The 15,352-nt window shown below is 31.8% G+C and carries 14 protein-coding genes; 7 read left to right on the forward strand and 7 right to left on the reverse strand.

Translation table 11 applies throughout. From position 1 onward, the window contains the following. Positions 1-843: 843 nt before the first annotated feature. Both GMC_RS0115900 and GMC_RS0115905 read left to right on the forward strand, forming a co-directional pair. The gene (locus GMC_RS0115900; RefSeq protein WP_010523081.1) at positions 844-1,107 is read left to right on the forward strand and encodes a response regulator transcription factor; all 264 of its coding nucleotides are present in this window, start codon (positions 844-846) and stop codon (positions 1,105-1,107) included. 193 nt (positions 1,108-1,300) lie between these two features. Then, positions 1,301-2,539 (forward strand): hypothetical protein, encoded by a 1,239-nt coding sequence (locus GMC_RS0115905; RefSeq protein WP_010523082.1) that lies wholly within the window; start codon positions 1,301-1,303, stop codon positions 2,537-2,539. Between the two features lie 69 nt (positions 2,540-2,608). Here the strand turns inward: GMC_RS0115905 and GMC_RS0115910 are convergent, their stop codons facing one another. Beyond that, on the reverse strand, positions 2,609-3,190 hold the full coding sequence (locus tag GMC_RS0115910; RefSeq protein ID WP_010523083.1) for a DUF3332 domain-containing protein: 582 nt from the start codon (positions 3,188-3,190) through the stop codon (positions 2,609-2,611). A gap of 499 nt (positions 3,191-3,689) precedes the next feature. Here GMC_RS0115910 and GMC_RS0115915 point away from each other — a divergent pair, with 499 nt between their 5' ends. Continuing rightward, entirely contained in the window at positions 3,690-4,214 is a 525-nt protein-coding gene (locus GMC_RS0115915; protein ID WP_010523084.1) for a HEAT-like fold family protein, read from the forward strand. Positions 4,215-4,412: 198 nt separating this feature from the next. Here GMC_RS0115915 and GMC_RS0115920 read toward each other — a convergent pair whose 3' ends face one another. From GMC_RS0115920 to GMC_RS0115940, 5 genes are all read right to left on the reverse strand, one after another. Further along, complete coding sequence (locus GMC_RS0115920; RefSeq protein ID WP_010523085.1) at positions 4,413-6,518, reverse strand: PDC sensor domain-containing protein; 2,106 nt, start codon at positions 6,516-6,518, stop codon at positions 4,413-4,415. Positions 6,519-7,092: 574 nt separating this feature from the next. Further along, the gene (hemL, locus tag GMC_RS0115925; RefSeq protein WP_010523086.1) at positions 7,093-8,382 is read right to left on the reverse strand and encodes a glutamate-1-semialdehyde 2,1-aminomutase; all 1,290 of its coding nucleotides are present in this window, start codon (positions 8,380-8,382) and stop codon (positions 7,093-7,095) included. A 1-nt stretch (position 8,383) separates the two neighbouring features. Then, positions 8,384-9,226, reverse strand: a complete 843-nt coding sequence (locus GMC_RS0115930; protein ID WP_010523087.1) for a glucosaminidase domain-containing protein — start codon at positions 9,224-9,226, stop codon at positions 8,384-8,386. Beyond that, positions 9,216-10,151, reverse strand: a complete 936-nt coding sequence (locus GMC_RS0115935) for a 1-aminocyclopropane-1-carboxylate deaminase/D-cysteine desulfhydrase (RefSeq protein ID WP_010523088.1) — start codon at positions 10,149-10,151, stop codon at positions 9,216-9,218. The genes GMC_RS0115930 and GMC_RS0115935 overlap by 11 nt, the downstream gene beginning before the upstream one ends. Positions 10,152-10,160: 9 nt before the next feature. Then, positions 10,161-10,487 carry a hypothetical protein gene (locus GMC_RS0115940; RefSeq protein ID WP_010523089.1) on the reverse strand — a complete coding sequence of 109 codons (327 nt, stop codon included), beginning with the start codon at positions 10,485-10,487 and terminating at the stop codon, positions 10,161-10,163. Between the two features lie 49 nt (positions 10,488-10,536). On the opposite strand from GMC_RS0115940, the gene GMC_RS21740 reads away from it, so the two are divergent. The 3 genes from GMC_RS21740 (at position 10,537) to GMC_RS0115955 (ending at position 11,992) form a co-directional block, all read left to right on the forward strand. Next, a complete protein-coding gene (locus GMC_RS21740; protein ID WP_010523090.1) occupies positions 10,537-10,698 on the forward strand; it encodes a C1orf53 family protein in 162 nt (53 codons plus the stop codon). A 136-nt stretch (positions 10,699-10,834) separates the two neighbouring features. Beyond that, positions 10,835-11,365, forward strand: a complete 531-nt coding sequence (locus GMC_RS0115950; protein WP_010523091.1) for a DUF4136 domain-containing protein — start codon at positions 10,835-10,837, stop codon at positions 11,363-11,365. A 45-nt stretch (positions 11,366-11,410) separates the two neighbouring features. Then, a complete protein-coding gene (locus tag GMC_RS0115955; RefSeq protein WP_010523092.1) occupies positions 11,411-11,992 on the forward strand; it encodes a DUF4230 domain-containing protein in 582 nt (193 codons plus the stop codon). 881 nt (positions 11,993-12,873) lie between these two features. Here the strand turns inward: GMC_RS0115955 and GMC_RS0115960 are convergent. After that, complete coding sequence (locus tag GMC_RS0115960; protein WP_010523093.1) at positions 12,874-13,722, reverse strand: M57 family metalloprotease; 849 nt, start codon at positions 13,720-13,722, stop codon at positions 12,874-12,876. Positions 13,723-14,761: 1,039 nt separating this feature from the next. Here GMC_RS0115960 and GMC_RS0115965 point away from each other — a divergent pair. Next, the gene (locus tag GMC_RS0115965; protein ID WP_010523094.1) at positions 14,762-15,343 is read left to right on the forward strand and encodes a GNAT family N-acetyltransferase; all 582 of its coding nucleotides are present in this window, start codon (positions 14,762-14,764) and stop codon (positions 15,341-15,343) included. Positions 15,344-15,352 lie beyond the last annotated feature (9 nt).

The following is a 15,352-nucleotide window of genomic DNA, read 5'->3' on the forward strand; positions in this document are numbered from 1 at the left end:
AGAAGCATTTTGAATGGAAATTTGACTTCAGAAACGGTATTAGTTACCGTAGAAATAGATTTTATGGGGCGTAAATGGGTGTTTTAACAATTATTATTGCCCCATTAGTTAGACTAATCAAGTAAAAGTTGTTTAATTTTTGGAATGTAAATAAATTTAAAAGGGGTTTTATGATTAAATTCTTGTCTCTTTTAGCAATTATTAACATAAATAAATCATAAACTTTTATCATTCAGATGGTTATTTTTGATTGTATTGTTAATTAGATATCGATTTCAATAAGTTAGTTTCAGTATATTTTAAGTGAAAATGATAATTTCAAAAAATTGATTTTCAGCTACTTGAATGTAGGGTTTTTCTTCATGTTTTTCTTTTGATGGTTTCTTAAATTTTTCAAAATCGAAGAAATAGATTTATTGATCTAAAAAATATGTTTTTGTTTTTGATAAGCTCTAGCTAGATTTATTAGGAAAAATAGAATAAATGAGTAATAAGTTGGTACTTAATATAAGTAAAACTATTGTTTGATTGCGGATGTTGTTGTAGGAGGTTAAACTTTTATGCAAGTTTTGAATATAAATTACCCAACTAAAAATTGAGGATGGATTGTTTAAGTTTTAAGTAGGAAAGTAAATAGTTGATTTAAGCTGGTTAAGGTGCTGTTTTGTTTTAGGTATCAAGTGAATAAAACATTTTAAACGGATGATTTAATAGGTGTCATAATATTATATGCTGTTTAATTGCATCAACTATTAATAACAAATTTAATCAAGAGCTGTAATTTATTTATTAATGCTTTTTAATTATATAAACACACAAAATAATTGATAAAAAAAGGTAACTATGAACAAAATTGAATTCGAAAACTCAATTAAAAATTTGACCCCAAGAGAGAAAAAAATAACAGAACTTATCGTGTTGGGATATTCGACAAAACGGATTGCTCAAACATTACATAACAGTACTAGAACTATAGAAACTCACCGACAGAATATAGCAGTTAAATTTGATAAATGTGGACAAGGAAAATTAGTGCTATTTTTAATTGAGAATAAATCAAAAGTTATTGATTTTTTAAATAATAAAGATCGGTTGCTTATTTCGTGAAACGATTACCATTCAGTGATTTATGTTTTTTTGCTCTTGTAAAAAAACACAGTAGGATATTGGAAACAAAAGCATAGTGTTAATGAAACATTATGCTTTTGTTTTGTAAGGCAATTTAAGTGTTTTCACTTACAGTCACTAAACTGAAAAATAACAATTTTACAAGGAATTAATCAATTAAACTATTTGTAAAATGAAAAATTTCAGTACAGTATTTGTAAGCAGTTTTGTAGCTATTGCACTACTTTCTTGCGAAAGCGAAAAAACAGGTGTAGCGGGCATGGATCTGCCACTTAAAAATGCAACTTCCTTTGATATTTCATCAGGAACTATTGAAAAGCTTAGTGATGACTATAGCTTAAGTCTAAAAACTACTGAAGGGGAGTTGTTTAAGCTTGACGGCCTTAATAAACAAATTGAAGCAGGAGTAGCAACAAGTGGACAAAAAATTTTGAGTCAAACTAAAGGCTCATCAAGTTTGGTAATTGAACACGAAACTCCTGAGGGTAAATTATTCGGTAAATTTATAGTGTCAAAAGGAAATTCTGAAAAATTAGAAATTCCTTTTTTAAACTTTTCGTTAACTGAAAAAAATAAAACACCCAAAGTGATTTTACTACCTAAATTAGTTACGGAAACTATTGATTTGGGTAATGGAATCGTACGAGTAATTACTGAAAAGTTTGATTACGATACACAAAGTAGAATTAAAAATTACAATAGATCAATTAATCCGCCAACTACTCGGGAGCGTTTGGTGTCTGTCAATCAAGCAGTATCATGGACTGATCAAAATTTAATTGAGCGTATAAATCAAAGCAGTGTTTTTACGGAGTTTAGTGAAAATTTGATTTTACTACCAGAATATACAAATGATGAACTTTCAAGGTTTGTTTTTAAAAATGCTTTGGATAACAGGGTGACTGCTAATGAGGAAATTGTTTACCAACCTAATGGCGACGTAAACTTTAAAAAAAGAACTTCTTTTACTAATAGTGGCAATGTATCATCTATAGTTATCAATACATTTTTTAAAGATAGCGAATCAAATATTAAAAGAATTGAAGGCAGTAATGTAAATACAGAAACGTTGGAAGAGGGAGCAGTAAGTACAATTGTTTCGGTGGATCATGAAGCTAATAATAACTATGCCACTGATTTAATTCAAACTTCGCCAGGCGTAGGTTTGTTTATTGCAAGTGAAGAGTTTTATTCTGGAGCTAAAAACAGAATAACTCAAAGTGTGGAATTTCCGATACCAACGGGCGATGTGTTAAAAAACAGTATCTTGTCTAATACTAGTTATAATGGACTAAATTATCCTAAGAAATCCAATTTATCTACTAGGCTTGTAAATCTTACCAGAAATTTTACCCTAACTACAAATAATTCAGAAAAGGTGTATAAATACACACTTGCTTTACTTTTTTAAAGTAATAAATACACAGGGGGGCTAAAAGCCCCCCCCTGTGTATTTATTTAAAACTGTCTCAACATCAGCTTATTCTAATTCAGCGTACTGGCAGTAGTTATTTTCAGCTAATTTTTCGCTTAAGTAATGCTTAGTAGCAGCTTTTGACATTCCTTTATGGATTTCAATGGACTCGCCATTTGGTAAATGTACCATGCGTAATCCTTTTTTAAGCGAAGTTAGTTTTACCTTTTTACCATCAGCCGTAATAGTACTCCAGCTTTTATCTTCGGGAGTATAAATCAAATCGCTAGTTTCTCCTTTTCTTTTACCATCAACAATAGCTACGTGAAATTTATTTTTAGTTGCAGTAATTTCATACGTATTTCCTCTACTTGTTACAGTTCGCGTTTCGGAATCTCCTTCATTCATAGCAATAGGGTTATCGCCACCCCAAAACTCAATAGCATTAAAAACAAGTAAATCACCTAAAGTTGCCAGTCCGTAAACTGGAATTACCCAAAGGGCAATAAAGATAACTTCGTTTCCAAATTGGTTGTCCGTAACATTTTCATTCCACTCTCGTAAGCCGTTAAATGCACTAAAAGACCCAATACAACTGGTAAATAATGTAGTGGATGCTAATGCTATACAAATTATTGATTTTTTCATGATAAATTAATTAATTGATTTATTTGATAAAAATATGAATTTTAAAAAGAGGTCACGTCAATTGTACTGATGTAGTTTGTTTTTGTTTTGAATGAGTACAGATTACTTCGCTTATAAACATTGGCGTTTTTTCGATTTAGAATAATTTGGAAAGCAAATTTTCTTAGGATTTATGAATAAACTAAGTGCTACTGCGATAGACGAGGAGTGCTAAAAATGATGCCTGAAAGCCGAAAGCTATTTTTCTTTAACCTTTAGCCTTCAACCCAACAATTAATAAGCTAATACGGATGCTGATCCTGAATTACTCAAATAAAAATTGAGATTTTTTTGTTTTAACTAGAATGAAAACATAAGCGTAACCTTGGCTAAGATGTTGTTTATTTTGAAGATCCAAGCGGAAATTAATCATTTTAATGAGTAATTTAGTACTGGAAACGGTATAGGTCTGAATTGAAACTAGGGTTCGTATATTCAGTGGTATTTCTTAAATTTGAACATGCCCAAACACACCCCATCAATAGCGTATATTTTTGAGCGTTTTAATAAAAATTCGCAAATGATTAGTTACATGAGGAGGCAACCGCACCTGTTTCCGGATTTGCTAGCTACGTCATTAGACTTAAATCACAAACAAGCATGGCGATGTGCTATGTTGATTGGGCATATGATGAAAAAAAATGATGTCCGATTGCAGGAACATATAAATGCATTTATTGATTGCTTGGGTAACGTGAAAAACAATGATGGGCACCAACGCCAGTTACTTATCATTTTAGATCAAATGAAACTGAGCAAAATTCAGGAAGGGAAATTGTTCGATTGTTGTATGACAATTTGGGAAGATGTTAAAAAAATACCTTCGACCCGAATAAGAGCTTTTTGGATGCTTTTAAAAATTGCCAAAAATTATCCCGAATTAAAAGTGGAATTGCTTCATTTTACTACTGAATATTATAACGAAACACTGTCGCCAGGTATTAAAATAAGTTTTTACAGAGCCGTTAAAAAACAATTAAGCTGAATACATTTAATTAGAATCTGGTTTAATTCTTAAAGGTAAATTCAAGCAGGAAATGGTGTTACAACTTTGTTTTCGAAATTTTTAATATGAAATACTTATTTTAAAACAATCGTTTCAGTATATGCTTTTGATAAAGAATTATGTAAAAATAAATTATCGTTGCTTTTTAAATATAGTGAGTAGATAACTCGAAAAAATTCAATAAAAGTTAAACAGTGTGGTCATTAAAACCATTAATAAAAATAAAGGCCAATAGGAAGCTTTTACAATAAGGTTATCTTTAAAATCGAATAATCTATGTGGAATTCTTGAAAAAGTAATCAAGTTATAGGTGGCTAAAATGATAATTATGTAAGTGATAAAGTAAAAATATTCCATGTAAATTAAATCGGCAGTTTCAATGTTTTTCCGAAGATCGATATGCGAAAAAATTAATACAAAGAAAAAAGCAGTCATTCCCTGAACAATAGTACCTCCATCAATACGGCCGTCTTTAGAACGGGGTGTCGAATATATGAATATAAAAATCATAATAAGTGTAACAAAAATTGGAATGAGGTAGGTCACAAAGGCGGTTATTAAAACTTCGCGGACGTTAATATTAAAATGCAAAATTGGCGTTTCTTCAAAAACAGTATTATCCTTAAAACCAAAATTAGTGGCGTAGGTATAAAAAGAATAATTAAAATAGGTTTCTAAAATTTTACTCCCCGGGAGCTTAATTTTTTTACTTACGCCACTTTTTTCCAAAGGATTAGTGTAGGTGTAGCTTTCTAAGTCGGGGACTAGTAGTATATTTTCGGTATTTTTATTTGGTTGAATTTCCAAATCAATATTTCGTTTATCAAAAGGATAATCGCTGTAATCGAAATTTAAACGGATAGTGGTTCTAAAGTTGTAGCCAATTAGCAAGTAATTTTTGTGTTGTTTACGGTAGGCTTCCCCAATAAAAGCTGATTCCGCAAACGGAGCAAGCTGAGGAAATTTAAATCCTTTGGGAGTAATTTTTGCATAATCATTGGGGTGTTTTTGCCATAAAACGCCACTCATATTTACGTTGTAGGAATCGCTAAACTCAAGCTGTTCCACAAAAATACCTGTAGGGATTACTATTTTTGATTTTTTTGAAAGCTTTTTGGTTTTAAATTGTTGTGAATTTACAATATTATTTACTGATGTTTTGTCAGTAATAGGAGGACTTTCATTACGAACATTCACACTGGCTTTTGTATGCTGTAAGTAGCCAACTAAAAAAACATTAGCAAGCAGAATAGTGGCACTAAATAGGCTCAAATACCAAATTTCGGAAGTTGATAATTGGTCTCTATTATAATAGTTTACAAGTAAAAGTAAGAACAAAATACTGGTTACAATTGATAAATCAATGTACTTTCTTTTAAACAGCTCTTGATTTTTTAGCAAATCATTTTTAAAAAATTGTACGGCAATTTTCCAGTTGGAAGCGGGAACATTATCATAAAAAAACAGGGCTTTCTGATTTTTTGCTTTGTCATTATAAATAATATTACCTGTTTTATGGTTCAAAATTTCCTGATAAGCTTTTTTTAGGTCATTGTTTTTTTCTTCATTAATTAAATCATTAATAGTTTTTAAACCTACAAACTCGTTTATAGGGTGAGCAAGTAGATTTCCTGCTTTTGAAGTAACAAAGCCAAAGCCAGTTTTACCCAAACTTATGGAATGTATCATATCCGTGAATCCTTTTAATGAAATGGTCATTGAAACTACGCCACGAAATTGGCCTTTGTTAGGTCCACTTTTGTAATAAAAAGGAATGCTGTAGTCTGAAACTAGTGTTTGAGCAGCTTGCGCATAATAGGGTTCTATCCAGTGTGCTCCTTTTTTAGCAACATTACTATACCAGCTTGAGGTAGCTAGGGAGGGGTTTGTATAATCATACAATTCACCAATTTGTAATAGTTTGTGTTGATTTTTATCGTAGTAAGGTGCGTATAACGCTGTTTTTTCAGAAAATGCGTACGCTTCGTAGGCTACAGTAATCCCTAAAATGTTAGGTAATTCAAAGGAGCGATTTTTAATAAGAGTTTCTAAATCCTCCGAAGAAAATTCTTGACTTTCTAGCAGTTTTTTTATAGATATACCAGTATGTATTACTTCGGTTAGCGAAGCGTTAATATTTTTTTTTAATTCAGCAGTAGTATTGTTTCCTTTAATTAATAGTAGCTTGTCTTGATTTTTTGAAAATTTAATAATGTCAAAAACTAAAAAAACTAATAATACAGCGGAAATCAGCGTAATGGCATATAGGATTTTTCGTATCATTTTATCAAATATTGATATGCAAATTTGTTTTTTAAGGTTTATGCATGGCGAATAATAAAAACCAATCCATTGCTAGTCGAAAAAAGACGTTTTTTTTAAAAGCTTGTAAATTAAAATCTTAAATTCAAATCAGCCATGATTATTCATATTGTATTTTGTCAATAGTTTTGTTAAGTTATAAAAAATATAGGCTTAGTGCTAAAAAGAATATGATTTAGTGTTATGTTTTCAAAATTAATACTAAGCTGTATAGTAGAGTGTAGAAGCAATTGTTGTTGCCCAAGTCATTCTGCTAGTATTGTTTTTGATTTTTCCAAGTGCCAAAAACTGATTAAGGTAATTTTGGAGCTGTTCCGCTGAATAAATCTATAAATAGGCTGAAACACATATTCATATTGTATACATTTTGCACTTGATATAGTAAGTCCTGTTAGTAAATCGTATGATTTGAATTGAAAATAAAAGAACCCATTAGTTTAACACTAATGGGTTCTTTTTTATAATATTGAGTAAAAATAGGCTCTTTTATGTAATGAATCGCATTTTAAAAAGAGGGTCACATAAAAATCTAAAATTACTTTAAAGTAGGTGCTATTTTTTCAACTGCCGAAATGGTTTCATCTAGGTCACCATAGCTAAGTGCATCGGTGATAAACCAGGATTCAAAAGCACTAGGGGCAATATAAATACCATTTTTTAACATGCCATGGAAAAATTGTTTAAAAGTATCATTATTTCCTTTTGCCGAAGATGAAAAATCCACCACAGTCTCTGCGCTAAAATGTACTGATATCATGGAGCCAATTCGGTTGATCGTATGAGCAACATGATGTTTTGTAAGTGCGCTGGCAATCCCTTTGTGTAAATAAGCAGTTTTTTCAGCTAAGCGGGTAAATACTTCTTTGTCTTCGTTTAGTTCAGTCAACATAGCAAGTCCAGCAGCCATAGCTAAAGGATTTCCGCTTAAAGTTCCTGCTTGGTAAACAGGCCCCAGTGGGGCTAAAAATTCCATGATTTCGTTTCGCGATGCAAAGGCACCTACAGGCAGTCCGCCACCAATTACTTTTCCAAAAGTAACAATGTCGGCATTTACATTTAGTAATTCCTGAACACCACCAGCAGCTAGCCTAAAGCCAGTCATAACTTCATCAAAAATCAATAAAATTTGATGGGCATCACAAAGACTACGCAGTCCTTCTAAAAATCCTTTTGCAGGTGGAATGCATCCCATGTTTCCTGCCACAGGTTCAACAATAATGCAGGCAAGTTCATTTTTGTTGGCATTCACCAATGTTTCCACATTTGCCAAATTATTATATTCCGCAAGTAGGGTGTCTTTTGCTGTGCCAGCAGTAACGCCTGGGCTATTTGGTGATCCAAAAGTAACGGCACCGCTACCAGCTTGTATTAAAAAAGAATCGCTATGGCCATGATAGCAACCCGCAAATTTGATAATTTTATCCCTGCCAGTAAAGCCACGCGCTAAACGCACAGCGCTCATACAAGCTTCAGTCCCTGAGTTTACAAAACGAATTTTATCAATATTTGGCACCATGCTTACTGCCAATTCTGCTATTTTGGTTTCAATTTCGGTAGGCATACCAAAACTGGTGCCTAATTTGGCTTTGGTAACTACGGCATCAACTACAGGGGGGTGGGCATGGCCTAAAATCATAGGTCCCCAGGAGTTAATGTAATCAATTAGTCGGTTTCCATCTTCGTCGTACAGGTAAGCGCCTTCGGCTTTTTTAACAAAAATAGGATCGCCTCCAACAGCTTTAAATGCACGTACTGGTGAGTTAACACCGCCTGGAATAACTTTTTTTGCTTCATTGAATAAAGCACTACTACGTTGGTATAACATATTAAAAATCCTTTGGAAGGGGTTTTACATACAAGGTTTGTCCTTGGTGAATGGTATTGTCTTCAATACCGTTATATTCTTTTAATTCTGCCACCGAAATTTTATGTTTTCGGGCAATGCTGTACAAAGTATCTCCTTTTTTTACAGTATACTGATCGGATTTACCTAACACTTTTTTAGCGTCTTTTTCGGACTTACCCAATACCTTAGCATCGTAATTGTAAAGTTTGTACCTTTCAATTAATCCAATAAGTTTTGCTGGGTATTTGGGATCGGTAGCGTAGCCCGCTTTTTGTAATCCTTTAGCCCAACCTTTGTAGTCATCATTGGCTAGTTTAAATAATCCTAAATAGCGTTTACGATTAGTTAAAAACAAGGAGTGATCCTGAAAAGAAAAATCAGCGGTACTGTATTTTCTAAAACATTCCTGAGCGCGATCATCATCATGATAAACTTTGGCACCTTTCCAATCGTGACATTTTATGCCAAAATGATTATTGGCTCTACGTGTTAAATCTCCCGTTCCTGCGCCAGATTCCAATATCCCTTGTGCTAAGGTAATGCTAGCAGGAATTTTATATTCTAACATCTGTTTCATGGCAATTTCGGAATACAAATTCACATAATTTGTTACTTTATCGGAATAGGTACCAAATTTAGGTGCTGATTTTTTTGTACTCGCAGGTTGCTTTTTGACCGTCTTAGGAGTATTTGTAGGCTTTTTAGGTGTTGTTTTATAGGTGGTGTTTGTTTTCTTTTTAGGGGAATAAACTATTTTTTTGCTTTTACAAGAAAATAGTACGGATATTCCTAATAGTAACGAGATGAAAATTTTAAAATTCATAATTGGTAGTAATAATCTTTTGCCCCTTTTTTTTAAGCTTGGTATTGATACCAGCTATACCCTGAAGACCGCCAGTATGGATGGCTAAAATACGGGTTTTTTTTCGAAATTTTCCTTGCCTTATCATGTCAAAAATACCGTACAAAAGTTTACCTGTGTAAATGGGATCTAATTGAATATGCTGCTTTTTATAAAAATTATTGATAAACTCAACAAGCAGGGGGCTAGTTTTTGCATAGCCACCAAAATGGTAGGTTTTGTTAAGTTCCCAATTAGTATTTGTAGTGTTTTTTTGTATTTCCTGATGCAGGTAATTTTCCTTAAGTGCAGGAAATCCAATAATTTTTTGGTCTGATGAGGTGCTATTTATAAGTCCAGTAATTGTACCACCAGTACCTACAGCGCAGCAAATAATATCAAATGCACTGTCATTTGGGGTTAAAATCTCGGAGCAACCTTTAATGGCCAATTCATTTGTACCTCCTTCAGGAATCAGATAAAAATCGCCAAACTGCTCATGTAGCGCGTTAGTAAAAGTGCTTTCATTTTTCAGTTTATAGTCGCTTCGGGAAATAAAATGCAGTTGCATTCCTTGTGACGCTGCAAAGGCTAGGGTATTGTTTTCTAAAAGTGTTTTTTGGATGTTTGTGGCTAACTCTTCTCCCCGAATAATACCAATAGTATCAAAATTGTAATTCTTTCCCGCAGCAGCGGTAGCGGCTATATGATTGCTGAAAGCGCCGCCAAATGTGAGTAAGGTTTGCTTTTTTTGTGCTTTGGCTTCGGCAATATTGTATTTTAATTTGCGGTATTTGTTTCCGGAAATGTGAGGGTGTAGTAAATCTTCTCTTTTAATAAAAAGCTCAATTTGATGCTTGGTAAGTAAAGGGTGGTGTAGTTGCTCATTTTTTACCGCAGTAGTCATACGATAAATTTAAAGGTAACTTAAAAAATTCCAGCGCGATCGGTGATTTAAATAAAATAAATTTGATTCTTGATCGTAAGCCTCGCGTTCAAAAGAAATATTGCGGTAAGCAATGTAACGATCCTTGTGTATAGCCCACTTAATTAAAAATTCAGCACCATACCAAAGGTAAAACGGAATAATTAAAAGTTCCAGTTGCTGTACCAAATGAATTTCTTCATGGTTCATTAATGTGGTGTCATTTTTAAGGGCTTCATCTTTTAAAATGATAAAAGGCCAAAGCGTCATTCCTCCAAAATGTTTACCTAAAAGTATTTTACTAACCAGTACACGCATACGGTTGCAAGATAGTATTTTTGTGCAAATACAAAAATGGATTTTATTAATGTCGGAGTTTAAAAAAGTATTGCAGCCAGGGGAGGGAGATTTTTATGTAACCCCAGAAGGATACCGTTGTTTTACGGAACAATACCACCTAAAGCGTGGTTATTGTTGTAAAAGCGGTTGTAGGCATTGTCCATATGGATTTGATAAATCTAAAGGATAATCTTTAGTAAATATTGAAATAAATTGTTGATAAATAATTGCTTTTAATGTAAAAAGCTAAGGCTATTAAGAAATATTTGGGTGCTTATTATGGGTATCGGTATGATTTTTGATCATTAATTATAAAAGAGACTATTATGAAAGCAGGAATTATTTTAAGCATTATTTGTGGATTGCTCATAACATCATGTTCAACGGTTAGGGTAGTTACGGATTATGATACCAAGGCCACTTTTACGCAATACAAAACCTTTGCCTATTTTAAACCAGGTGTTGATAAAGTTGAAATTAGTGATTTAGATAAACGCCGTATTTTGAGATCTATTGATGCAGTTATGCAATCTAGAGGGCTAAAAAAATCGGATACTCCTGATATTTTAGTTAATATTAGTACGGAAGCAGAAAAAAACACCTATTTATATCCTAATAATTTTGGTTTCGGATTTGGTTGGAGTCCTTTTTGGTGGGGCAATAATTTTGCAAACACCTATGATGTTATTGAGGGGACGCTTTTTATTGACCTTATTGATGCCAATAAAAAAGAATTAATTTGGCAAGGGATCGGTAGTGCGCCTATAGTGCAACAAGGGCCAGAGGAAAAAGAAGAACGTATTTACGAAATCGTTTCTTCGATTTTAGCAAAATATCCTCCAGTGCTTAAGCAATAACTAATTTTTGTTTAGCTTTACAAGGCTGTGAAAGACACGGTTATTATGAAGCAAATTTTAGCAGGTATTTTTATTGGGGCAATTGCTGTAGTTGGTTTTTTTCATTTTTCAAACAAGGAAACTGGCATATCGGGCAATCAACTCATTGAGCGGCAAATTAAAAATGTAAGCAAACTGGTAGTTACCGAGGGTTTTTTTTCGGATGTAATTACATATAGCGATGCTAAAAAATTGTATTTAAGTTGGCTTACTGCCGAAAAAAAGGCTGTAGTGCTTGTAAATGCTAAGGCAACGATTTCCTATGACTTAAAACAAATTGAATTTTCGGTCAATGAAGCGGATCGTATTATAAGAATTACTAAAATTCCTGAACCTGAAATTCAGTTTTCGCCAAAATTAAAATATTATGATGTGCAACAGGATTTTTTAAATCCTTTTAAACCGCAGGATTATAATAAAATAAGCGAGTTAGTAAATCAGCGTTTGTTAACTCAAATTGAAGCCTCAACATTTAAATCCAATTCAAGAAATAGGTTAGTAACCGAATTACACTATTTATTTAATAAAGGAGCAAAGCAAGGTTGGTCTGTAGAATACGATGATATTAGTGAAACAATTTTTTTTTAAAAGATTAATCCTAGGATATAGCATTAGTTTATAAGCGACAAAAGTAGTTTATAGCTTAGTTTGTTTTTTAATCTAGAAGTAAATTTTAAAAAAAGCAGCATATCGATAAATAATGTGGTTTTTGCACTAGTTATTTTAGGTTTTTTTTCTACTATTTTTTGAAATTAAGTTAAAAAAAACAGCTTATAAGTTTTGATTGAGTCATTTTTTAAGCTTAATAGCATGTAAGAATCGTTAATTAAGTGAAAAATTTGATCTTCGTCAGTAGTGAGGAAATGGTTGTGTTAAATTGCTAGAATAATTATATAGATATAATTTTTTTTTATTATTAAGTTAGATAGTTTTACTGGTAATTCAAGCTGCGAATTCTGATAAAAATTTTACATCCTGCTTTTGGGCCAATTCAATTTTGATGAACATTACTCTTCTAGTAACTTAAATATTTTAAAATCTACCCCATAATTCAATCGCTCTAAGGGCTCACCTAATTCATTTAGTTTGCTTAGGCACATATCTTAATTAAATAAACATAACCTCTATGTTTTTAAAATATTTTGCTATACTTAAATTCTTAGTTGCGTTTATTGGTTGAATCTAGCTTGAATTTTAAATAAAAAAGAATTTTTAGATATGTACTAAAGAAAAAATATTGTAAAACAGGATAAAGATTGCTTAAATTAGCATATAAAAATAGGCGATGTAAATCAAATGGTCTCCATTTTTTTGATTAATTATTTCCATTAGTTTATGAAATGCTTTTTCGGAATAGTATGACTTAAAATTTTTTTAGGTACAAGTAAAAAATAATCCATTTAAAAATGATATTATCAAAGATTTTATTTCTCTGATAATACCATTTTTTACTATTTGCTTAGTGTAAATTAAAAACAAATATTACTTCGAGCACTACCGCCATATAGTTTGCGTAAGGCTTTTTTATCGTTGTTGCTCAAATTCATTGTACTCAAATTTAAGACATGACTTTGGCTAAAAGCTTGATTCATAATTGAAGAAACATCTTGAGAAGGAACTCCTGGAATTCGTACTCTACCACGTTCGCTGCTTCTGTTAGAATGTCTAAATCCAATACAGTGCCCAAGTTCATGACGAATAACATATCTAAAAGCTCTACCAAATGGTGCGTTGCTTCTTATACGTTTTATAAAATTTCGCCACTTGCCAGGATCAATTTTTATGGTAGGGCCAGGTCTTCCGTTTCTAGGATGAGTTGCAACACCTGAATCGTTACGTTTAAAACTTATAGTGATGTCAGCTCTGCCACTTTTAACAAGAGTAAACTTTAAAAAGCTTCCGTTAACTCTATTCCAATCGGCAATAGCATTTCTAACTGGTTGGTCTACGCCTCTCAAATTGTTTTTAACTCGTATATTTCTGGCTCTACTGCATCTTACAATTTGAATATGCCTGTGTTGCTTCTCAATACCTTCTTCCTCAGGCCCTAAGGTTTCTGGTTCTAAATGTTCAAAAGGAATTAGCATATCCCCTTCAACAACATAGCCGTCTTCAGTTTTAATAATCTCTTGTTCAGTATCAAAGTCTAGATCCTTAAGTTTAAGTAAGTCTTCGCTGGCTATTGAAGCATTATTTCCTTTAGGGAATGTTTCTGAAAATGCATCGCTGGTTTCAAGATCATCAATTGGTTCTTTTTGGCAAGATATTAGTAAAGAAGCTGTAAAAACTCCTAGCGTTATAAATTTTAATAATTTCATTGTAATAAATTAAAAGTTAATAAAATATTATCAGAGTTTGTAAGATTTATAGCACATGTAGATCCTGAATAATTTTAAAGCATATCAAATGATTATTCAAAGAATAAGCATTCCAAAGTATTTATAAATCAATGATATAAACGACTGATAAAGTAGTTTTGATGTGCATGCATGTACATTACTACTACGTTTCAGATTTAATAAACCCTACTTTTTTTTGATAGACTTATAACAGGTTTTTTTTGTTTTTTTGTAGTATTTTGTGAAAAAAACAAAGCAGTGATGTAGGAGGAATAAAAACTAAAACTTTAAGGAATGAAAAAAGCTATTGTTTAACGTCTTTTTTTAACCCATTTTAAAGCAGAAGTTATATGTTTTGTTCGCAAATTAATCTTCTTTTTATGGCAAAGGATAATAGCAAAGCTGGAGGTAGTTGTTTTTTATTTATGGTGCTCAATTTTAATTAAATAACAATTATTCAGTAATTAAATATAACTAAATAAGCATTTATTAATAATTAATCAATAGGTTTCATTTGGCTTAAAGTTTTAGTGTACAAGATGTGGTGCATTAAAATTTATTTATAAAAATTGACTTTTGTTTTACTAATGTTAAATTGACAATAATTTTAAATCATTAGTTGCACTTAATCGATAAAAATAGCAGTAATTTTATCAGTCAAGTCTGCACTAATTTTTTTTCATTTTTTTTAATTATTAACAAAATTTAACAGAGTTACGAATATTGTTCGCGCTGTTTGCAACGCTATTTTTAGGGTTATTTCAATCAAATAAGCGTTTATTTACTCATTTTTTTGTGATATAAATCACTTTTTTTTTAAAATAGCAACTCCAAGGTGAGTAATAATGGTTATATAATCCTCAATTAATTGGTGAGATCGTGTGTGGAGAAAAATAAAATAAAGGTCACATTGTTTTAACATACATTTAGAAATAAAATAAAGATGAAGTTTTTTGTGTAGCTTTTTTTTGCGAAAAGCTGTATCATTGATTTATTAAAAAAGAGATAGTTTTAACTAATGATTAAAGCCACATATTCAGATAAAAAATATATAGTTGATATACTTCATTCCGCTTTTGAGCCAATTCATGAGCCTAATTCAATTAATTTTATTGTGAAACAGGATTATAAGCGAAGTCAACGCATTCGTATATTAATGGAATATTTATTTGATGATTGTATGGCTTTTGGCGAGGTATTATTATCAGATAATAAAAATGCTTGTATTTTATTGAAATATCCGCATACTCAAAAAATTACAGCGGCTCATATTCTTTGGCAAATTAAATTGGCATTTAAATGTATTGGTTTAGGAGGAGTTTATAAAGTGTTAAAGCGACAAGCTGTTCTAAAAAAGCACCATATTAAGGAGCCTTATATACATCCTGTAATTATGGGGGCTAAAAATGAAGTGCGTGGTTTTGGGATTGGAGTGCGATTAATTAAACAATTGATTGCCTATTATTCGGACAATGAATTGCCTGTTATTATTGAAACTACTACTAATGAAAACTTGCTGATGTATGAACGTTTTGGCTTTAAGGTATTCAAACAATTAAAAACAAAGGATTTTCCATTGTATTTTTTAAGAATGAATTGATTTTTTTGG

The sequence above is a fragment of the Aquimarina agarivorans genome, from assembly GCF_000218485.1.
Lineage (GTDB): Bacteria > Bacteroidota > Bacteroidia > Flavobacteriales > Flavobacteriaceae > Aquimarina > Aquimarina agarivorans.